19 protein-coding genes and 1 pseudogene are annotated in these 20,243 nt (G+C 69.4%); 13 read left to right on the top strand and 7 right to left on the bottom strand.

What is annotated here, in order from left to right:
* Positions 1–180: 180 nt before the first annotated feature.
* Together AB0F40_RS05325 and AB0F40_RS05320 are read right to left on the bottom strand one after the other, a co-directional pair.
* Positions 181–438 carry an acyl carrier protein gene (locus AB0F40_RS05325; protein WP_253868703.1) on the bottom strand — a complete coding sequence of 86 codons (258 nt, stop codon included), beginning with the start codon at positions 436–438 and terminating at the stop codon, positions 181–183.
* 139 nt (positions 439–577) lie between these two features.
* A complete protein-coding gene (locus AB0F40_RS05320) occupies positions 578–832 on the bottom strand; it encodes a YrhK family protein (protein WP_357464936.1) in 255 nt (84 codons plus the stop codon).
* Positions 833–841: 9 nt separating this feature from the next.
* On the opposite strand from AB0F40_RS05320, the gene AB0F40_RS05315 reads away from it, so the two are divergent.
* Complete coding sequence (locus AB0F40_RS05315) at positions 842–1,198, top strand: hypothetical protein (RefSeq protein WP_357464934.1); 357 nt, start codon at positions 842–844, stop codon at positions 1,196–1,198.
* A 45-nt stretch (positions 1,199–1,243) separates the two neighbouring features.
* On the opposite strand, the gene AB0F40_RS05310 is transcribed toward AB0F40_RS05315, so the two are convergent.
* A complete protein-coding gene (locus tag AB0F40_RS05310) occupies positions 1,244–1,495 on the bottom strand; it encodes an NAD-dependent epimerase/dehydratase family protein (protein ID WP_357464932.1) in 252 nt (83 codons plus the stop codon).
* 833 nt (positions 1,496–2,328) lie between these two features.
* Here AB0F40_RS05310 and AB0F40_RS05305 point away from each other — a divergent pair.
* The 3 genes and pseudogenes from AB0F40_RS05305 (at position 2,329) to AB0F40_RS05295 (ending at position 4,827) form a co-directional block, all read left to right on the top strand.
* Positions 2,329–4,203, top strand: coding sequence for a transketolase (locus AB0F40_RS05305; RefSeq protein WP_357464930.1), 1,875 nt, complete (start codon positions 2,329–2,331; stop codon positions 4,201–4,203).
* A pseudogene (locus tag AB0F40_RS05300) lies at positions 4,116–4,385 on the top strand (dienelactone hydrolase family protein); the annotation flags it as partial. The gene AB0F40_RS05305 and the pseudogene AB0F40_RS05300, both read left to right, overlap by 88 nt.
* Positions 4,386–4,512: 127 nt before the next feature.
* The gene (locus AB0F40_RS05295; protein ID WP_357464929.1) at positions 4,513–4,827 is read left to right on the top strand and encodes a YrhK family protein; all 315 of its coding nucleotides are present in this window, start codon (positions 4,513–4,515) and stop codon (positions 4,825–4,827) included.
* 323 nt (positions 4,828–5,150) lie between these two features.
* Here AB0F40_RS05295 and AB0F40_RS05290 read toward each other — a convergent pair whose 3' ends face one another.
* Positions 5,151–5,615 carry a MarR family winged helix-turn-helix transcriptional regulator gene (locus tag AB0F40_RS05290; protein ID WP_357464927.1) on the bottom strand — a complete coding sequence of 155 codons (465 nt, stop codon included), beginning with the start codon at positions 5,613–5,615 and terminating at the stop codon, positions 5,151–5,153.
* Positions 5,616–5,695: 80 nt separating this feature from the next.
* Here AB0F40_RS05290 and AB0F40_RS05285 point away from each other — a divergent pair, with 80 nt between their 5' ends.
* The 4 genes from AB0F40_RS05285 (at position 5,696) to AB0F40_RS05270 (ending at position 10,021) form a co-directional block, all read left to right on the top strand.
* Entirely contained in the window at positions 5,696–6,583 is an 888-nt protein-coding gene (locus tag AB0F40_RS05285) for a cyclase family protein (protein WP_357464925.1), read from the top strand.
* A 511-nt stretch (positions 6,584–7,094) separates the two neighbouring features.
* Entirely contained in the window at positions 7,095–8,435 is a 1,341-nt protein-coding gene (locus AB0F40_RS05280; RefSeq protein WP_357464923.1) for an erythromycin esterase family protein, read from the top strand.
* A 37-nt stretch (positions 8,436–8,472) separates the two neighbouring features.
* Positions 8,473–9,387, top strand: coding sequence for an NAD(P)-dependent oxidoreductase (locus tag AB0F40_RS05275; protein WP_357464922.1), 915 nt, complete (start codon positions 8,473–8,475; stop codon positions 9,385–9,387).
* A gap of 493 nt (positions 9,388–9,880) precedes the next feature.
* Positions 9,881–10,021: a hypothetical protein gene (locus AB0F40_RS05270; protein ID WP_357464920.1), complete on the top strand. Its 141-nt coding sequence runs from the start codon at positions 9,881–9,883 to the stop codon at positions 10,019–10,021.
* A 563-nt stretch (positions 10,022–10,584) separates the two neighbouring features.
* On the opposite strand, the gene metH is transcribed toward AB0F40_RS05270, so the two are convergent.
* A complete protein-coding gene (gene metH / locus AB0F40_RS05265) occupies positions 10,585–14,094 on the bottom strand; it encodes a methionine synthase (RefSeq protein ID WP_357464947.1) in 3,510 nt (1,169 codons plus the stop codon).
* A 144-nt stretch (positions 14,095–14,238) separates the two neighbouring features.
* On the opposite strand from metH, the gene AB0F40_RS05260 reads away from it, so the two are divergent.
* The 5 genes from AB0F40_RS05260 (at position 14,239) to AB0F40_RS05240 (ending at position 18,579) form a co-directional block, all read left to right on the top strand.
* Positions 14,239–14,586 carry a HepT-like ribonuclease domain-containing protein gene (locus tag AB0F40_RS05260; RefSeq protein WP_357464918.1) on the top strand — a complete coding sequence of 116 codons (348 nt, stop codon included), beginning with the start codon at positions 14,239–14,241 and terminating at the stop codon, positions 14,584–14,586.
* 34 nt (positions 14,587–14,620) lie between these two features.
* The gene (locus AB0F40_RS05255; protein WP_357464916.1) at positions 14,621–15,400 is read left to right on the top strand and encodes an SDR family oxidoreductase; all 780 of its coding nucleotides are present in this window, start codon (positions 14,621–14,623) and stop codon (positions 15,398–15,400) included.
* Between the two features lie 94 nt (positions 15,401–15,494).
* On the top strand, positions 15,495–16,043 hold the full coding sequence (locus AB0F40_RS05250; protein WP_357464914.1) for a hypothetical protein: 549 nt from the start codon (positions 15,495–15,497) through the stop codon (positions 16,041–16,043).
* A 237-nt stretch (positions 16,044–16,280) separates the two neighbouring features.
* Positions 16,281–17,417: a GNAT family N-acetyltransferase gene (locus AB0F40_RS05245; protein ID WP_357464912.1), complete on the top strand. Its 1,137-nt coding sequence runs from the start codon at positions 16,281–16,283 to the stop codon at positions 17,415–17,417.
* A gap of 34 nt (positions 17,418–17,451) precedes the next feature.
* Entirely contained in the window at positions 17,452–18,579 is a 1,128-nt protein-coding gene (locus AB0F40_RS05240) for a GNAT family N-acetyltransferase (protein WP_357464910.1), read from the top strand.
* Positions 18,580–18,597: 18 nt separating this feature from the next.
* Here the strand turns inward: AB0F40_RS05240 and AB0F40_RS05235 are convergent, their stop codons facing one another.
* Positions 18,598–19,410: a TrmH family RNA methyltransferase gene (locus AB0F40_RS05235; protein WP_357464909.1), complete on the bottom strand. Its 813-nt coding sequence runs from the start codon at positions 19,408–19,410 to the stop codon at positions 18,598–18,600.
* Between the two features lie 25 nt (positions 19,411–19,435).
* The gene (locus AB0F40_RS05230; RefSeq protein WP_357464908.1) at positions 19,436–20,203 is read right to left on the bottom strand and encodes an enoyl-CoA hydratase-related protein; all 768 of its coding nucleotides are present in this window, start codon (positions 20,201–20,203) and stop codon (positions 19,436–19,438) included.
* Between the last annotated feature and the right edge of the window lie 40 nt (positions 20,204–20,243).

The following is a 20,243-nucleotide window of genomic DNA, read 5'->3' as shown; positions in this document are numbered from 1 at the left end:
GAGAATATTTATTTGCAGCCAACGGGGTATTCCCTTCAGTTAATCCCAAGAATTATATCTTGGGGCCAACTGTCCGAAAAACCCCGGGCGCCTCAGACACGCCGCCTACTCGCACCACCGGGTGTCCTTGCCAGGGTCGGAAAGCATTCTCCCTCTCGCTTGGCAGGTGGCCAGTTGCGGCTACCGGTCGCTCGTGCCCTGGGGCGACGTCGCGGAAGTCCCTCGTGCCGTGAGTTCAGCAAGAAAACGATGGCACTGTTGGGCACGTTCCGAATCCTCTGCCATCACCTGCTCGAAGAACCGCGCGATCTCCTCAACGCCAGCGTTGCGAGCATCGCGTACGTACTGCCCGTAGTCGTGGCCCGCCTTGAGCGAGTGGTACTGCACAGAGATGAGGTCGAACGTGACGTCATCGAATCCGGTTTCTCCCGTTGCCATGATCCATCCTCCAGGTGTTGGCCCGCCAGCTCGGCCGTCAGGCAACTGTCCGACAGGTCTGGGTGGCCCCGTCTCTGGACCAATTCCCACCATCGCAGGCCCGCCCTGGCTCGCAACCCGCAGCGCAACAGGGCCGTCCTCATCCGTCTATGCGGCGATCGACCGAGTTCGGTCCTTCCGGTGCCTTGTCCGCGAGCTGGTAGACCTTGTCGAGGCGCGTCAGCCAATACTCCCGCACGAGCCGGATACTGGGCTTGGCGGCAAAGAAGAGCGAGCCGATCAGGAAGCAGACCGTGGCTGCCAGTTTCGTCTTCTCGGAGAAGAACAGGATGCTGCCGACGACGAAGAGCAACGCGGCGAGAAAGTCAGCGATCGTATGCAGCACCTCGAACATGGCGTAGCGGTGGGCTTGCTCCGGCGCAATTTGGTGGGCCGCACGGTCGTGATCATCTCGCACGACATGGCTCTCGTCGCCGAGTACGCCACCCGCGTCATCGCCATGCGCGAGGGCACCGTCCTGGCCGACGGGACGCCCGCCGACGTCTTCTCCCAGTGTGAGGTGCTGGAGGGGACCAGCATCCGCCCGCCGCAGGCCGCGGTCCTCGCCGCAGAGCTCGGCCTACCGGGAGTCCTGACGGTCGCCGACGCGGTGCGCGAGATGGCGCTCCAGCGCCACCGCAGCGGCCGGCCCAGCTCACCACGACTACTGAGGAGACCCCGATGGACTACGTCGTCACCGGTGCGAGCGGCTTCGTCATGAGCGTCCTCACGGCGAGGATCCTCGAGACCGAGCCGGACGCACGAGTCACTGCGATCGACCTGGACCGCCCGGACGGGGCCGTCCTGGGTGCTCGAGCTCGCTCCGGGCGTCGTGGGTCACGGTCGCGCCGTGCACGACGGCGTCCGGGCGCGCCTCGTCCATCGCCTGCCTGATCGACTCCGCGTCGGTGACGTCGGCGGCGAGGAAGCGCACCCGCTCGGCCGACGGGCCGAGGTAGGGCGGGCACGCACCTTGATGCCGGTAGACCGCACAAGAGAGCACCACGAAAGCTGCCATGGGCGCGATGAACAGCCAAACACCAGGAACAGTGCGACAGATATACACCACGGTCATCAGCTTCCGTTACAGCGAGGTCGAGTGCTGCCCCTTCCCCGGGGGACGCCCGCGTCAGGAAAGAACGGCTTCTTCCGAGGACCGTGCGGCCACCTGCCAGGAGACGCCAGCGCACGGGTCACCGAAAGCAAAAATTCGCACCTGACATCAGGAAAGCAATGCCGGAAGGGGCTACCCGCCGGAGCACCGTCGCAAGATCCGGGACCCGCATGACGCCCCGGCCCGAGACTGTCTACGCTGACCAGAGCCCTATGGCCTTCGAGGTTTGGTCCATCAACGACGAGGTTCGAGCGTTTCTTGGGCAGTCCCGCCATGATCATGCTCGCAACACGCGTGGAACGCCCGCCGTGCCGCGCCCGCATGCGGTCTGCTCGCTGGTGAGTGACTCATCGAACGGGGGCCACGATGCCGACGACCACCGGAACGTACTGGTCCACGATGCCGACGACCATAGGGCTGAGCGACCTTGTAGGGCTCGTGCAGCAGCCTCCGTCGGCCATGGGCCGGGCGTCAAGCGCCTGGCGGACGACGGGCTCATGGCCCGTGAACAGGGTCCGACCGATGCTCGCTCGACTCCGGCTGCCCCGGCCCCGGATGGTCTGACCGCCTGGAAAGTGCCTCGCCGGTTTCACGTGGCGAGCGTGCGCCGCCAACTGTTCAATCGGTTGGACGGCGTTGACATTCGCGTGCTCGCCACAGCGCTGGAGCAGGTCGCGGCCGGACACTGAACACGACCTCACGAGCCAGGTCCGAACGAGGAGAGCAAGGAGCAGATGATGAGCGATGCAGTGATCCAGGACCCGATCGGGCTCGATGTGACCGAAGAGGTCGCGGCGCAGCTGCGGGTGGACTCGGTGCGATCGTCGGCGTCAGCTGGCTCGGGCCATCCGAGCTCGAGCATGTCCGCCGCGGACTTGCTGGCAGTGCTGGTGACGCGTCACCTGCGTTACGACTGGGACGAGCCGGCAGCGACCGGCAACGACCACTTGATCTTTTCCAAGGGCCACGCCTCCCCACTGCTGTACTCGGTGTACAAGGCGGTCGGTGTGATCTTCGACGAGGAGCTGATGACCGGGTACCGCCGGTTCGGGCACCGTCTGCAGGGCCACCCCACCCCGGTGCTGCCCTGGGTCGACGTGGCCACCGGATCGCTCGGACAGGGCTTGCCCGACGGCGTCGGCGTCGCCCTGGCCGCCAAGCGCCTGGAGAACGCGCCCTACCGGGTGTGGGTCCTGTGCGGGGACAGCGAGCTCACGGAGGGCTCGATCTGGGAGGCGCTGGACAAGGCGTCCACGTACGGCCTGACCAACCTGATCACGATGGTCGACGTCAACCGGCTCGGGCAGCGTGGCGCGACTGAGCTGGGCTGGGACATGGACGCCTACGCGGCGCGGGTCGAGGCGTTCGGCGCCCGGGCGATCGTGGTCGACGGGCACGACCTGGCCGCGATCGACGAGGCGATGACCGCCGCCACCGCGACCGACCTGGACCGGCCGGTGGTGATTCTCGCCCGCACGGTCAAGGGCAAGGGGTTCACGACGATCGAGGACAGTCCCGAGTGGCACGGCAAGCCACTGCCTGCCGACCTGGCCGAGCAGGCCATCGCCGAGCTGGGCGGGGAGCGGCACCTGCAGGTGCGCGGCCCGCAGGCCCCGAACGTGACCGGCCCGGACCTTGCCCCCTCCGCGGTGCAGCTGCCGACCTACGACCAGGGCGCGAAGGTCGCCACCCGCAAGGCCTACGGCGACGGCCTGGTCGCGCTCGGCCGCGCCGACCCCCGCGTGGTGGCCCTGGACGCCGAGGTGTCCAACTCCACGCACGCCGACCAGTTCGCCCACGAGCTGCCCGATCGGTTCTTCGAGATGTACATAGCCGAGCAGCAGATGGTAGCCGCCGCCACGGGCCTGTCCGTGCGCGGGTACACCGCGTTCGCCTCGACATTCGCAGCATTCCTGACCCGCGCGCACGACTTTGTCCGTATGGCCCCGATCTCCGGGGCCGACCTGCGGTTGGTCGGTTCGCACGCCGGCGTCGAGATCGGTGCCGACGGGCCCTCGCAGATGGCTCTTGAGGACCTCGCGATGATCGCCGCCACCCACGGCTCCACGGTGCTGTACCCCTCGGACGCCACCTCGACCGTCGCCCTCGTCCAGGCGATGGCCGACACCCCGGGCGTGGTCTACATGCGCACCACCCGTGGCGCCTATCCCGTGCTGTACGGGCCCGATGAGACGTTCCCGGTCGGCGGGTCCAAGATGCTGCGCTCCACCGACGACGACACGGTCACCCTCGTTGGTGCCGGCGTCACCCTCCATGAGGCACTGCGCGCCGCCGACACGCTCGCTGACGAAGGCATCAACGCCCGCGTCATCGACACCTACTCGATCAAGCCCATCGACACCGCCACCCTCGTTGCGGCCGTGAACGCCACCGGCGGCCGGATCGTCGTCGCCGAGGACCACCACCGCGAAGGTGGTCTGGGAGCCGCCACCACCACCGCCCTGGTCGGTGCCGGCATCACTGGTCTGCACCTCGAGCACCTCGCCGTCGATGGCATCCCCGGATCCGGAACGAGCACGGAACTGCTCGCCTGGGCGGGCATCGATGCCGACCACATCGCCACCGCAGCCCGCCGACTCAACCAACACTGAGCAGGAATCCACGTGAACAGCACCACCGTGACCCTTGCCACCTCGACGGCGGCACCGCCGAGGCCTACCTGGCCACACCGACCGGCACCGTCAGCGGCGTCGTCGTCATCCACGAGATCTGGGGACTGCAGGACCACGCCCGGACTGTCGCCGACCGGCTCGCCGGCGACGGCTGGCTGGCCATCGCCCCCGACGACCCACGCCGTGCCGACCCGGACATCGGCGCGGTCGGCGCCCTCGCCGTAGATCGTGCGTTCGTGCGTTGCGCTGCTGATGACCTGGGTACGACCGATCAAGCTGGGAGGTGTGGTGCGAATTTTCGACCCTCGGGCCCGCAAGATCACGTCGCAGCAAGCTCGCCGCTACGCCATGTTCGAGATCCTGCATACGATCGCCGACTTCCTCGCCGCATTCCTCTTCATCGTCGGCAGCATCCTGTTCTTCTCCGAGCAGACAAAGCTGGCAGCCACGGTCTGCTTCTTGCTCGGCTCACTTTTCTTCGCCGCCAAGCCTGGCATCCGGCTGGTCCGAGAGCTCTGGCTGGCCCGGCTGGACAAGGTCGACCAGCTCGCGGGAAGGGCGCCGGAAGGACCAACCTCGATCGAACGCCGGATGGATGGATGAGGACCGGTCGTGGACGCCGGCGTTGAACATGGTGTCGCTGGCACGTCACGGAAGTGCCGTGGTCGAGGTCTGTCTGTTTTCGACATTGCTGACACCTCGCCGCCGTGGCAGCCGATCCCGACGGCTTCCGGCTGCTGTTTCAGCACGTGGCTCGCGAACCGGAGTTTCGCAGTGAACCACGTGGTGGTAGTGATGCGGTTGGTGCCCATGCAGTATGGCGACCGTGGGCAACGACGCTCTTGGGCTGTTCGGTGAGGACACGCCTCGCAGCCGCAGTGCGGACAGACGCCTTGGCCACCTCGACACCGCAGCGCTCGACCAGATTACGACAAGGTCCGCCGCTTGACAGCAAGAGGGGTATCTCCTCCACCGGACTCGACCAGGCGTGCCAGGAGTGCGCGCAACTGAACGAGGTCGGCGTCGCCGAGCGTGCGTGCGGCGTTCTGCTCCCGGGCGCTCAGTGCGTCGAGAACGCGTAGCCGACGGCGGCGACCAGCGGGCGTCGCCTGAATGAGCTTGTCGCGCGCAGATCGTGGGTCTTGGTTGAGCTGGACCATCCCCGCGGCGATGAGCTCACGGATCACGACGTGAACGCGCTGCCGGCTGACCTGCATTCGTCGGGCGAGGGCGCTGGGACTGATCGGCTCATCGTCGAGGTACGACATGACCATCGATGCGCCAGGGCTCAACGATGGTTCGTCGGCCTCAGCGCTGCGCACCTCAACGCCGTCGGCGAACCAACGGAACGCGTCGCGAAGCAGTTCAGCAGTCGTGCGCTCATTTGACAAGGACCCCACTTGCGCACCTCCTCCAGTTGCACGACTATAACCTAGACCGTCAACATAGTTAACGATGTGAGGTTCCTATGGTGTCTCGAGACTTCGACATCGCCGACTTGCCGAGTAACTGGGGGCGCTGGGGCGTCGACGACGAACTCGGTACTCTGAATCTGATCACTGACAGTGTTCGTGCTCGAGCCGCGGAGCAGGTTCGGACAGGACGCTCGGTGTCGCTGGCGATGCCTGTTGATCCCGCATCGATGATGGGCGGCCCGTTCGCGCCGCCGACACCGGCGTCACCCCCCGTGCAGCAGGCGATGCTCTACACAGGCACTCCGCCGATGGCAATGGCCGAGGTGCTGATTCTGGCACCGCATCATGCTGGTCTGACACACCTCGACGCGGTTGTGCACGTGCCCATCGACGGGCACGTCTACCCCGGTCGACCGCTCGCCGAAACTGTAACGCCGAGTGGTATCCGTCATGGCTCCACGACCGCTTTTGCCGACGGCGTGGTCACTCGGGGCGTTCTGCTTGATTTGAGCCCGGAGGGCCGGTTGCCAAAGGCGCACCCCGTCACCGGCGCGGACCTTGCGGCGGCCGCGCGTCGAAATGGAGTACAGGTCGAGCCCGGTGACGCGCTCGTGGTGCGGGGTGGCTGGTCGACCGCGCGCAACATGGGGGAGCAGATGCCGGGCATGACCGTCGACGCCTTGACCTGGATGCGCGATCATGACGTGGCGCTCTACGCCGGCGACATCGGCGATGCTCATCCACCGGTCGACGAGCAGATCGCGATGCCGCTGCACCAGGTCGGGCTGGCCCGAATGGGGATGCCGCTGATCGACCTGGCCGAGGTCGAAGAACTGTCTTCGGTCTGTGCCAGCCAGAACCGATTCACGTTCCTCCTCAGCATCGCGCCTCTGCGGCTTCGGGGTGCTACAGGCGTGCCGGTCAACCCGCTCGCGATCTTTTGACCGCGGTAGTCGGACACGAGCGTCTATGAGTGCTCGATCCGCCAACTCTGGGGCCATCGCCCCGTGCAATTATGGGGTCGGCCGACGAGGGCCTGAGCGGCGAGGCGGGCAGGGCATTCGGGTCAGCTTCGACCTCGAGTTCCTGCACGACCCGGAACGAGACCACTGGGTCATGCTCTACACACTCCGTGACGGCGCCTGATCTCTGCCACATCGGGCGCACGGCAGAGTGTGCCGTGCCAGGTCGGTTCCCTGCCAGGGCCGCCGGTGCCTGCTCGCCGGGGCCCAGGAGGGCACGGACGCGCTGAGGATGGTGTGGGCGGACGGCCCGGTCCCGGGACGGCGTCGGGTGCGCGCTTACGTCTCGGAACGTACCTCGATCTACGTCGGCACAACGACGACCGGACGACGGCGGGTGGGCAGGCTCGAAGGCATGAACACGTCAACACTCTCACCAGAGCGCACACGCACCACCCGCACCGCCCCTCGCCGAGGCTTCAGGCGTGTGGCCATGCTGGCTGTGGCCGGAAGTCTCGCGATGGCCCTTGCCGGCTGTGGCACGGCACGTGATGTATCGCGGCAGGACGTCGTACTCCAGTGGGTGCGGGAGACCACGACCCCGGTGGCGACCGTCGGACCCAACGATACGGAGACGCCGCTGACCGATACCGCAGGCCTAGCGGCGGTGGACGAGCTGGTCGCCGACGCCACGGTCGTGGGGCTCGGGGAGTCCGCGCACGGCCTCGGGGACCAGTTCGTCGTGCGGCAACGTCTCGCCCGATACCTGGTCGAGGAGCACGGCTACCGCACCATCGCGTTCGAGGAGGACTACGGCAGCGGTGTCGCGATCGACCGGTACATCACGGAGGGTGTCGGTAATCCGAGAGAGTTGGTCGGGTCCATGGTCGCCGCGTGGCGCAGCGAGCAGATGCTCGGCTTCGTCGAATGGATGCGGGACTTCAACCAGGGCCATCCCGAGGATCCCGTCCGGTTCCTCGGCACTGACGTGACCCAGCTGCGGCAGCTCAGCTTCGACGAGCTGACCCGCTACGCCTCCGCGGTCGCCCCCGGCCGGGTGGACGAGCTTGCTGCGCACCTGGACGCGATCGCTCTTCGCGGATCACCCGGGGAACAGATCGGCTGGCTCTTCGAACACCCCGACCAGGAGGGCCTGGTCGAGCACGCGCGCGCGGTGCGCGATCTTGTCGCTGAGCTGCCGCAGCCCCGCACCGAGGCCGAGACCGCTGAGAGGGCCGACATGGAACGCCATGCCGCAGCGGTACTGGGTTTCTACCTCAACTACACCGGCAGAGACCCCGACTTCCGGGACCGGGTCATGGCGGACACTTTGCGCGGGTGGCAGGAGCAGACCCGGTCACCGGCGATCTACTGGGCGGCGAACGTGCATGTCGCCGCAGCCTCACGAGTGGACTACAACTTCCCGCCGACCGAGATGGGCGCCCAGCTCGTTCCGGCCGGTCACCATCTCCGGGAAACCTACGGCGAGCACTACGTCCCGATCGCCGCCGTCTTCGGGTCCGCTCGGGTACTCCAAGGATGGGAGACCGGTCAACCGGCCGTGTATGACGTCCCCGCTCCGGGAGAGGACACGCTCGACCACATCCTGCACCGGGCCGGCACGGAGGCGTTCCTGCTCGACCTGACGACGTCGGCGCCGCCCCCGGTCACCGACTGGTTGCACGAGCCGGCCCGGATGCGGCTGATCGGCGCTGCCTACGACGAGGCTCAGGACGCGGACTACTCGATGCGGCTCGACTCCCTGGTCGATGGATTTGACGCCGTCGTGTATCTGTCCAGGACCGGTGAGGCCGAGCTCCTGTCCGATGAGTGAGCGACACCCGACGCCGTCTGCACGGGCGACGAGCGCCATGCGTGTGTTCGTCATCGGCGGCACGGGCGCGGTCGGCAGTTGGGCGGTCCCCGCCTTGGTGATGGCGGGGCACAGGGTCGCGGCCCTTGCTCGCACACCGGCGAGCGCGGCCGCCCTACGTGCACAGCAGGCGACTCCGGTCGAGGTGTCACTGTTCGACCGCTCAGCACTGACCGATGCTTTCGCGGGTTGTGACGCCGTCGTCAACCTGGCCACGGCCATCCCGCCGATGGCGAGGTTCGCCAGTGCGCGAGCGTGGGAAGCGAACCAGGAGGTTCGCGTCGAGGGCTCAGCCGCTGTCGTCGACGCCGCACTGGCTGCCGATGTTGGTCGAGTGCTGCAGGAGTCGGTGTGCATGCTCTACGCCGACGGAGGCGCGGCATGGCTGGACGAGCACGCCCCGACCGACCGCTTCCCGATGGCCGAGGGCAACCACGCCGCCGAGGTCAACATCGCTCGCTTCGTCGAGGCGGGAGGGGAGGGGGTGGTGTTGCGCTTCGGCTGGTTCTACGGACCAGGGGCTGCGCACAGCGAGCAGATGCTAGCTCTGGCCCGCCGCCGCGTGGTCCTCACCCTGGGGGCTCCGGGCGGGTACCAGTCCGCGGTCCACGTGGCAGACGCCGGTGCGGCCGTGGCCGCCGCCGTGCAGGTCCCCGGGGGCGTGTACAACGTCGTCGACGATCAGCCGTTGACCAAGCGGGACTTCGCCGACGCTCTCGCCGGCGCCGCAGGCCGCACGCCGTGGGTGCGCGGGCCCGGACGGCTGGGCCGCGTGCTCGGTGGTCGCCTGACGTCTCTGACGCGGTCGGTCCGCGCGAGCAACGCCAGGTTCCGGGCGGCCTCGGGCTGGGTCCCGCGCTATCCCAGCGCGCGGGAGGGCTGGAGGGCAACTGCCAAGGACCTGCCGCGCTGAAGCCGCCGAGCACTGTCGGCGGGTCGCTGCGCGCCACAGGGCCAGCCCGACCAGCCCGAGCAGGTCCCACAACTGCCCACATCCCATCGGCCATCCGGTAGTGCACAGTCCGGGAGCGGTGTCGGTTCGCCGCGCCCAGCACGGCGGCGGAGCGCCTTGCAGGGGAGGCCCGCGACGCGACGCGAGGCGACACGCGGGGCCAGGCATACGCGCGCTGCCTCTCACCCCAGTTTCGCTCCGCTCGCTATTGAAGCTGCGTGTCCAGTTTGCTCGCATTCGTGGTGACCACGCATCCGACAGGCGCATGGGCGACCACTGGCCGCGGTGGTCAGCGGGGGGCAACGTAACGACGGGGCGATGATGGTCCAGGTCTTGGCCGACCTTCGGGTCCCACGCACGGGCCAGGCCGACCGCGCACCCCTCCCGCGGCCGTGCTCGCCGACTGGGCCTACGCGACCGGCCCGATCCGCAAGCACCTCCGTGGCCGGGGCACATGAAGACCGCGATCCCCGAGAAGAAGGACTCGGTAGCCGCCCGACAAAGCAAGGGCTCGGCCGGCGGGCGACCACCAGCCCCGGACACCGAGCTCTACGAGCAGCGCAACGTCGTGGAACGCTCCCTCGCCCTGACATAGCAATGGCGCGGACTAGCTACCCGCTACGACAAGCTCGCCATCGCGCACTGCGCTGCGACGATTCTGTCTGCCTGCCATCTGGTCACGTCATACGGGAGACACGCCGTAGCCTCGGGCTTTCATCGGTGAGGTGTCCGCGGGCTGGTTGGTGACAGCGAAAGGTGCCCCTGACGTGGGATAATACGGCTTGTCGAAGGTCGTATCAGTCCAGAATCAGGAGCACCTCTCAGGTGACGAAGCCTACCGGGTTCTACCCGCGTCCCAGAGTCGATGTCCGCAACGTGGGAGCAGTCGGGAACGCGGGCGGAGTGCTGGTCACCGACACGGTCCGCGCAGTACCCAATTCGTGCCACGCCGCCAGGTGTCTGCGCTGGTCACGGCCCTGAACCGTGCCACGTTCTGCGGCTCGACCCCGAAGCGCGCGATCGTGGCACGTTTATGGCACGGATCGGTACGCTGCGGTACGTCCAGCGACGTCTGGATACGGGAGTCCCGGTGATCCGTCCGGGGCTCTGACCAGCCAGAACTTGTCTGACCTGGTCGGACGGCCTGCACCCGAGAAGTCACACCGAGAAGTACTTAGCCTCCGGGTGGTGGAACACGAACGCATCCGTCGACTGCTCCGGATGCAGCTGCAGCTCATCCGACAGCGTCACCCCCACCCGCTCCGGCCGCAGCAGCTCCACCACCTTGTGCCGGTCCTCCATCTCGGGACACGCCGGATACCCCAGCGACATCCGCGCCCCCCGGTACTCCAGCTTGAACATCCCCTCCACCCCCGAGGGGTCCTCGGAGCCGAACCCGAGCTCCGACCGCACGCGCGCATGCCAGAACTCGGCGAGCGCCTCGGTGAGCTGCACCGAGAGCCCGTGCAGCTCCATGTACTCGCGGTACTTGTTCGCCTCGAACAGCTTCGCGGTGTGCGACGAGACCGTGTCCCCGACGGTCACGAGCTGCACCGGCAGCACGTCGAATCGCCCGGTCTCCTCGACCCATTCGCGCGGGCGGACGAAATCGGCAAGGCACAGGTGCCGGTCCCGCCGCTGCCGCGGGAAGGTGAACCGCAGCCGCTCGCTCCCCACGGGCCCGCCGGACCCACCATCGGGTCCGTCATGGTGTGCCACCACCACGGAGTCGCCCTCCGACCACACCGGGAAGTACCCGTACACGACCGTCGGGTCCATGATCTGGTCGGTCAGGATCCGGTCCATCCACTCCGCGAGCCGCGGCCGTCCCTCGGTCTCGACGAGCTCCTCGTAGGAAGCACCGTCCGAGGACCGCCCAGGCTTCAGCCCCCACTGCCCCATGAACGTGGCCCGCTCGTCCAGGAACGCCGCGTACTCCGAGAGCTGCACGCCCTTGACGATCCGCGTCCCCCAGAACGGCGGCTCCGGCACCGGGTTGTCGGATGCGACGTCGGACCGCGCCGGGAGCGACTCCACCGGAGTCTCGGTCACCTTGACCACCGAGTGCCGCCGCTTCCGCAGCGCCGGCAGCCCGACGTCGTCGGGGGACGCCCCCCGGGCGACACGGACCAGCGGCTCCATCAGCCGCAGCCCCTCGAACGCGTCCTTCGCGTACCGCACCACGCCGGGGAACTGGCCAGCCAGGTCGTCCTCGACGTAGGTCCGTGTCAGGGCAGCGCCGCCCAGCAGCACCGGCCACTTCTTCTCGTGGCCGCGGGAGACCAGCTCCGCCAGGTTCTCCTTCATCACCACCGTCGACTTCACCAGCAGCCCCGACATGCCGATCACGTCGGCGTCGTGCTCCAGCGCGGCGTCGATCATGGCGCTCACCGGCTGCTTGATGCCGATGTTGACCACCTTGTAGCCGTTGTTCGTCAGGATGATGTCCACGAGGTTCTTGCCGATGTCGTGCACGTCGCCGCGCACGGTCGCCAGCACGATGGTCCCCTTCGTCTGCTCCCCGGAGACGCGTTCCATGTGCGGCTCCAGCAGCGCGACGGCGGCCTTCATCACCTCCGCCGACTGCAGCACGAACGGCAGCTGCATCTCGCCCTTGCCGAACAGCTCGCCCACCACCTTCATGCCCTCCAGCAGGTGGTCGTTGACGATGTCGAGCGCCTTCATCCCGCTGCCGAGCGCCTCCTCGAGGTCCGGCTCCAGGCCCTTGCGCGCACCGTCGATGATGCGGCGCGCGAGCCGCTCGCCCACGGGCAAGGCCAAGAGCTCCGCGGCCCGAGCATTCCGGATCGCTCCCGCGTCGACCCCCTCGAACAGGTCGAGCAGCTTGGAGAGGGGGTCGTACGTGAGGTTGCCGTCGTCGTCCCACTCGCGCTTGTCCCACACCAGGTCCAGCGCCGTCTGCCGCTGCTCGTCCGGGATCGAGGCCAGCGGCAGGATCTTCGCCGCGTGCACGATCGCCGAGTCCAGGCCCGCCGACGTCGCCTCGTGCAGGAACACCGAGTTCAGCACGGCACGCGCCGCCGGGTTGAGCCCGAAGGACACGTTGGACACACCAAGAGTCGTGTGTACGCCGGGGTACTTGCGCGTGATCTCGCGGATCGCCTCGATGGTCTCGATCGCGTCGCGCCGCGTCTCCTCCTGCCCCGTGGCGATGGGGAACGTCAGGGCGTCGACGATGATGTCGTCCACGCGCATGCCCCACTCGCCCACCAGGGTGTCGATCAGGCGGGACGCGATCGCGACCTTGTGGTCGGCCGTCCGCGCCTGCCCCTCCTCGTCGATCGTCAGCGCGACGACGGCGGCGCCGTGCTCCATGACCGCAGGCATGATGCGCCTGAACCGCGACGTCGGCCCCTCGCCGTCCTCGAAGTTGACCGAGTTGACCACGCCGCGCCCGCCCAGCAGCTCCAGGCCCGCGCGGATCACCGCGGGCTCCGTGGAGTCGATGACCAGGGGGAGCGTGGAGGCGGACGCCAGCCGCGAGACCACCGCGCGCACGTCCTCGACGCCGTCGCGCCCCACGTAGTCGACGCACACGTCCAGCAGGTGCGCGCCGTCGCGGGTCTGCGCACGGGCGATGTCGACGATGTCGTCCCAGCGGCTCTCCAGCAGCGCCTCGCGGAACGCTTTGGAACCGTTCGCGTTGGTGCGCTCGCCGATCGCGAGGAAGCTCGTCTCCTGACGCAGGTCGGTCGCGGAGTACAGGGAGGCGACGGCGTTCTCACGCACCGGCTCGCGCACACCCACGGGCGTCCCGCCGACGGCCTCGACGACCAGGCGCATGTGCTCCGGCGTCGTACCGCAGCAACCGCCCACCAGGCCCAGCCCGAACTCGCGCGCGAACTGCGTGTGCGCCGCGGCCAGCTCCTGCGGTGTCAGCGGGTAGGAGGCGCCGTCCTTGCCCAGGACCGGCAGGCCCGCATTGGGCATGCAGGTCACCGGGATCTCGGCGTGCTGCGACAGGTGCCGCAGGTGCTCGCTCATCTGCTCAGGGCCCGTGGCGCAGTTCATGCCGATCGCGTCGATGCCCATCGCCTGCAGCGCCACCAGCGCCGCACCGATCTCCGAGCCCATCAGCATGGTCCCGGTGGTCTCCACGGTCACGGAGACGATGATCGCCACCCGCTGCCCGAGGTCGGCCATCGCCTGCCGGCAACCCGTCACCGCGGCCTTGGCCTGCAGCAGGTCCTGGCTGGTCTCGACCAGCAGCGCGTCCGCGCCGCCCTCGATCAGACCAGCGGCCTGCTCCGCGAACGTGTCCCGCAGGTGCGCGTACGTGGTGTGGCCGAGTGAGGGCAGCTTGGTGCCCGGGCCCATGGAGCCCAGCACCCAGCGCGGCCTCTCCGGCGTCGCGTGCGCGTCGGCGCGCTCGCGGGCGATCCGTGCGCCCTCGCGGGCCAGCTCGCGGATGCGATCGTCGATGCCGTAGTCCGACAGGTTCGACCAGTTCGCGCCGAACGTGTTCGACTCGATCGCGTCCACCCCGACCTCGAGGAACGCGTCGTGCACCCCCGCGATGATGTCCGGGCGCGAGACCGTGAGGATCTCGTTGCACCCCTCCAGGTTCTGATAGTCCTCGAGGGTCGGGTTCGCCGCCTGGATCATGGTGCCCATGGCGCCGTCGGCCACGACCACGCGGGTGCGCATGGCCTCCAGCAGGGCGGCGGAGCGTTCGGCGAGTGCGGGAAGAGCGGTCACCCCGGCAGCGTACGTCGCGCCCGACGACGGCGCGGCGGGTGCCCGACGTGCGGGCAGCAGCGGGCGGTCGCACCGTAAGTTATCAGTGATAAGTTGGTCGGCGACCCGCGCGCGACCCGGTTGCTGAACGACCTCCTGCCGCAGACCGACGCGGTCGCCCGGCTGGTGGACCGCGGAAAGTCGGCCTACGACCAGGACGAGTTCTTGAGGTACGCCGGTGAGGACCTGCTCGTCCGGCTCGGTGAGGTGGTGGCGCGGCTCGACCGCAAGGCGCCTGGATTCGTCGAGGCACACCCGGGCCTGGAGCTGCGCAACCTCAAGGACACCCGCAACTTCGTGGCGCACGGCTACGGCGTCGTGGACTTCGAGATCATCTGGGAGATCCTCGCGGACAACGTCCCGGTGGTCGCGACCCGGGTGCGCGTGCTGCTCGAGTCGTGAGGGCCCGTGTCGAGGGCTCGGGTACCGTCCGGGCATGACGACGCGCGACTACCTCGCTGCACTGTTCTCCCTGGAGGGCCGAACGGCCGTCGTGACCGGCGGCAGCTCCGGCATCGGACGTGGCATCACCGAGGCGCTGGCACAGGCCGGCGCGCACACAGTGATCGTCGCCCGTGGTGCCGACCGGCTTGCCGAGGTCGCCGCCGGCCTGCGGGAGCGCGGCTGCGCCGTCGAACCCGTGGTTGCCGACCTCTCCACCCGAGACGGCATCCACGCTGCCGGCGACGGCATCGCCGCGGCCGCCGGAGAGCCTGACATCATCGTCAACAGCGCGGGCATCAACCTGCGGCCGCACCTGGGTCAGGTGGACCAGGAGACCTGGGACGTCACCATGACCGTCAACCTCGAGGCGCCCTTCCTGCTCGGGCAGCGGTTCGCCCCCGGCATGGCGGAGCGCGGGTTCGGGCGGCTCATCCACATCTCCTCCCAGCAGGCGCACCGGTCGTTCGTCGACAGCGGGGTCTACGGCGTCTCCAAGGGCGGCCTCGAGTCCCTCGCGCGCTCCCAGTCCGAGGCCTGGTCGTCGCGCGGCGTCACCGCCAACACGCTCGTGCCCGGGTTCGTGCTCACGCCCCTGAACCAGCGGCTCCAGGACGACGCCGAGAAGGTAGCGGCGCTCGCGGCCCGCACCACGGTCGGCCGCAACGGCGTGCCCGAGGACTTCGCGGGTGCCGCCGTCTTCCTCGCGAGCGGTGCGTCTGGCTACGTCACGGGCCACTCGCTGTTCGTGGACGGCGGCTTCTCGGTCCACTGACGGCTCGTTGAGTGCTGGGTATTTGTTGGTTTCGGGCCCGTGATCCCGCAAATAACCAGCACTCAACGAGCTGGTGGGCGGTTACGCTCGCGACGTGAACGTCGATTTCCCCGGGGTGGGCACGCTTCTGCATCTGGCTCCATCCGGACGATGTCCCGTCGACCGAAGCGACCTACGCCAAGGCGCCGGACTGGGAAGTCGCGCCGGATGTGCACATGACACCGGGGAAGACGCGGTGGGCTACGAAGGAAGAAGTGCCCCTGGAATTCGCACGCTTCAGCACGAAGGGAAAGATCAAGTGACGCTGGAGTACCGGGACCCGGGCACGGGTGGTCGCGACGAGCTCATGGCCGCGATCGAGCGGGACGACGCGTCGGGCCTGCAGTCCGCTATGGTCGCCGCCGCTCTGAACGTCGACGACTGGGAATGGCTCCAAGACCGATTCGTCGCGCTTCTCCAGCACGAAGACGCCGGAGTTCGAGCGATTGCAGCCACGAGCCTCGGGCACGTGGCGCGCATTCATGGGCGTTCGGATCTCTCCGTGGTACGTCCCTTGCTCGAGCAGCTGATGGGGCAGAAGGAGACCCGCAGTTACGCGGAGGATGCCCTGGAAGACATTGAGATGTTCGTCCGGAGCGCTTGACTCTGACGCCCGGCACGCTGTTGCTGGGCGTCGCTCGCTGAGTTCGGTCGGATGGGCTGAGATCGGTCCAACGATTGACCGATCTCATCCCATCCGACCGAACTCGCTGAATGGAGCCGGGCAATGTACCGAACTCGCGAGCCCACCAGCCTGAACCTCCCACGAGCAGCCTCCGAGCCGCCGCTCACCCGCAAAATCCCGTGGCCGACGCCGGGGGCGGTCACCTAGCGTTGCCGTATGTCCACGCCCGCGCCCCTCCACCCGGTAGCACCCGAGCCCGCCCCCGCGCCGATCGCGGAGCGCGCCGCGGCGCCCGCGACCCCGCAGGTCCCTACCGCGGGGGGCCTCAGCTGGCGCCCCTGGGTCCGCGACGACGTCCCCGCCCTGGCGGTCCTCCTGCGCACGATCCAGGAGGCCGACGGGCGCGACTGGTTCACCCCGCCCGACGAGATCGCCGAGAGCTTCGACGCCCCCGTGTTCGCCGCCGCCGCCGACACCCTGGTGGGCACCGACGCCGACGGTGTCCTGCGCGCGTACGCCCAGGTCGAGCGTTTCCCCAGCGAGGGCGCCACGCGCCTGCGCGTCTCCGTGTCCGGCGGCGTGCACCCCACGCACCGGGGCCGGGGCATCGGCACCGAGCTGCTGATCTGGGCCACTGGACGCGCGCGGCAGGCACTCGCCGCGCTGGGCACCGACCCGCGGCTGGACGTCCTGCCCGCTCGGATCTCCGCGCACATCGAGGACAGCGACCCCGCCGAACGGCGCGACCTGCTGCGCACCGGCGGGTTCGAGCCCGTCCGGTACTACGCGAACCTGCTGCGCGACCTGAGCGTTCCGGCACCCGCCGTCGGGCTGGAGGCGCCGTTGCGCCTCGTACCGTGGTCCGAGGCCCTGGACGACGCCACGCGCCTGGCCCGCAACGACGCGTTCCGCGACCACTGGGGCAGCCAGCCGCGCACGCCCGAGTCCTGGCGGGCGTACCGCAGCTCGTTCGCACCCGAGTGGTCCTTCGTGGTGGTCGACGAGTCGGTGCGGTACCAGGGCTCCGAGCAGGAACAGCCGGGGGACGGCACCGTCGCACCGGGTACGCCCTACGTCGTCGGGCTGCACCTGGCCTCGCGCTACGAGCACGACTGGGAGTCCCAGGGGTACACGGCCGGCTACACCGACCTGCTGGGCGTGCGGCGTGACTACCGGGGCCGCCGCATCGCGGTGGCGCTGCTGACGCACGCGATGCGCGTGTTCGCCGACGCTGGCATGCAGCAGGCGGAGCTCGACGTCGACACGGACAACCCGACCGGCGCCACCGGCCTGTACGCACGCCTCGGCTATACCAAGAGCGACGGCTCGACCCTCTTCACCATCGAGCTCTGAGCAACGAGAAGACCTGAGCTCCCAAGGAGAGATCATGACCGTGGACACCACGCCCCTCGCCCCGATCGCCGAGCGCGCGGCCCCGCCGGCGACCCTGACCCTGCCCACGGCCGGCGGCCTGACCTGGCGTGCCGCCACCCGCGAGGACGCCCCGGTCTGGCTGGCGCTGCGCAACCACATCGCCCGGGCCGACGCCGAGCCGTACGCCGAGACCCTGGAGGAGATCGAGGAGATCTTCGAGGGCGCCTGGCGCGACATGGCCGCGGACTCCCTGCTCGGCTTCTCCACCGACCCGGCCGACGACGGCGCGCTCGTCGCCTGGGCCCAGGTCGAGTGCCCGCCCGGCGACGTGACGCAGGTCCGCGCCTTCTGCTGGGGCGGCGTGCGCCCGGACCGGCGCGGCGAGGGCATCGGCCGCGAGCTGCTCGCCTGGGAGGCCGGCCGCGCGCGGCAGCTGCTGGCGGCGTCGGGCAAGGACGTCCCCGCGCGGATCGGCGTGTTCGCCGAGGACGACGCTCCCACCACCAAGCACCGGCTCTACGAGCGGGCCGGTTTCCAGGTGCGCCGGTACTACTCCGACCTCGCGCGACCGCTCGGCGGACCCTCCGCCGGCCCCGTGCCGGACGTGCCCCTGACGGGGTCGCTACGGCTCGTGCCGTGGTCGGCGAACCTCGACGAGGCGACCCGCCTCGCGCACAACGACGCCTTCCGCGACCACTGGGGCAGCCAGCCGCAGACCCGCGAGCAGTGGGCGCAAAGGGCCTGCTTCGCGCCCGAGTGGTCCTTCCTCGTCGTCGACCAGGCGCCCGACGTCGACGCGCTGCTCGCCTCGCCCGACACCGACCCCGAGACGGCCGCCGCGCTGCGCGCCGGGGTACCCCTCGTCGTGGGCTACCAGCTGGCGGCCCGGTACACCGAGGACTTCGCGGTGCGCGGCTACTCGTTCGGCTACACCGACATCCTGGGGGCGCGCCGTGCCTACCGGGGGCGCAAGGCGGCCCTCGCAGCGCTCGCGGCGGGCCTGCGGGCGTTCGCGGACGACGGCATGCAGTACGCGGCGCTCGACGTCGACACGGCCAACCCGAGCGGCGCGCACGGTCTCTACGCGAGCCTCGGGTACGTCAAGACGTCGGGGTCGCGGATGTTCTCGATCGAGCTCTGAACCCCTACCCAGGGGGTGCTACCTCGCGAGACGCTGGCGCCGGGCCTCGTAGAGCACCACGGTGGCGGCGTTGGCCGCGTTGAGCGAGCTCGCCGAGCCGGTCATCGGGATGCTCAGCGTCACGTCGGCGGCGTCGCGCCACGCGCGGGTCAGACCGTCGTTCTCGCTGCCGACCAGCAGCAGGACCGGCTGGGTGAGGTCGAACGCGGACACGTCGGCCTCACCGACCTCGTCCGTGGCCACGACGACCATCGGGAGGCCGGCGGCACGGCGCTCCTCGACCCAGGAGACGACCGCCGCCGGGGACGGGCTCCGCACCACGGGCATCGCGAAGAACGATCCGGTGGTGGCGCGCACCGCCTTGGGGTCGTAGGCGTCGGCCGAGTGGCCGGTGGTGATCACGCCGTGCGCACCGAACGCGTCGGCCGACCGGATGACCGCGCCGATGTTGCCCGGCTGGGTAGGCCGGTCGAACACGACCCCGAGAAAGTCCGGGCCGGCCTCGATGCGGTCCAGGACGTCGGGCCGCATGGCGACGACGGCGAGGAGCTCGACCTCGTCCTTCTCGGCCAGCTCGGCGAGCAGGTCGGGCGACATCTTGACGTGCTCGGTGTGCGGGTGGGCCGCGAGCAGGTCCCTGGCCCACTGCGAGAGGCGGCGCTCGCCGTCGTACAGCAGCGCCTGGATCTCCCAGCCGTGCTCGACGGCCATCGTGACGGGGCGCACGCCCTGCACGATGAACTGCCCGGCGCGATGCCGCTTGTTGCGGTTGGTGAGCAGGGTCTGCAACTGCTGGAAGCGCGCGTTGCGCAGGGAGATCCGGGTGGCCACACCCCCATCCAACACTGTTTCCCGGTCAGCGCCGCAGCAGCCGCTCCATCGCGGTGCGCGCCCGCTCCGAGCCGAACAGCTCGGCCGACCCGGTGACGGCGTCGTCCACGTGCGTGTCGAAGCGGGTCAGCAGGTCCGCGTTGAGCAGCTCCTTGGTCGCGGCGAGCCCCTGCGGGTCGCCCGCCGCCAGGTCCGCCAGGACGGCGTCGACCGCCTGGTCGAGGTCGGCCGCCGGGACGGCGTCGGTCACCAGGCCCCAGGCCGCTGCGTCGGCGGCGGTGAAGGACGCACCGGTCAGGAAGGTGCGTGACGCCGCGCGCGGCGTCATCCGCGGCAGCACCGCCAGCGAGATGACGGCGGGCGCGAGCGCGAGCCGGGCCTCCGTGAAGGCGTAGGTGATGTGGTCGGCGGTGATCGCGACGTCGCACGCGGCGACCAGCCCGATCCCACCGGCCCGCACCGGCCCGTGCACGCGCGCCACGACGGGCTTGGGCAGGGCGAGGATCGCGCGCAGCACCTCGGCGAGCCGCCGCGCGGAGCGGGTCATGCCGTCGGCGAGCGCCTCGGTGAGGTCCGCCCCCGAGCAGAACGCTGGACCGTTCGCGGCCAGGACGACCGAGCGGACGTCGTCGTGCGCCGCGCGGTCCAGAGCGGCCTGGAGCTGGTCGAGCAGGGCGAGCGAGAGGGCGTTGCGCCGCTCCGGGAAGTCGAGCGTGATCCGGGCGAAGGGGGCCGATGGAGCGGCCGGCTCGGGCGCGACGACCTCGTACGCGACGTGGCTGGGGGTGGGCATGGAGTCCTCCTGGTGGGGCCTTACGCACTCTGGCATCTAG

Origin of the sequence: Promicromonospora sp. NPDC023987 (assembly GCF_040639055.1) — a bacterium.
Lineage (GTDB): Bacteria > Actinomycetota > Actinomycetes > Actinomycetales > Cellulomonadaceae > Promicromonospora.
This window is presented reverse-complemented; position numbering and strand designations above follow the sequence as displayed.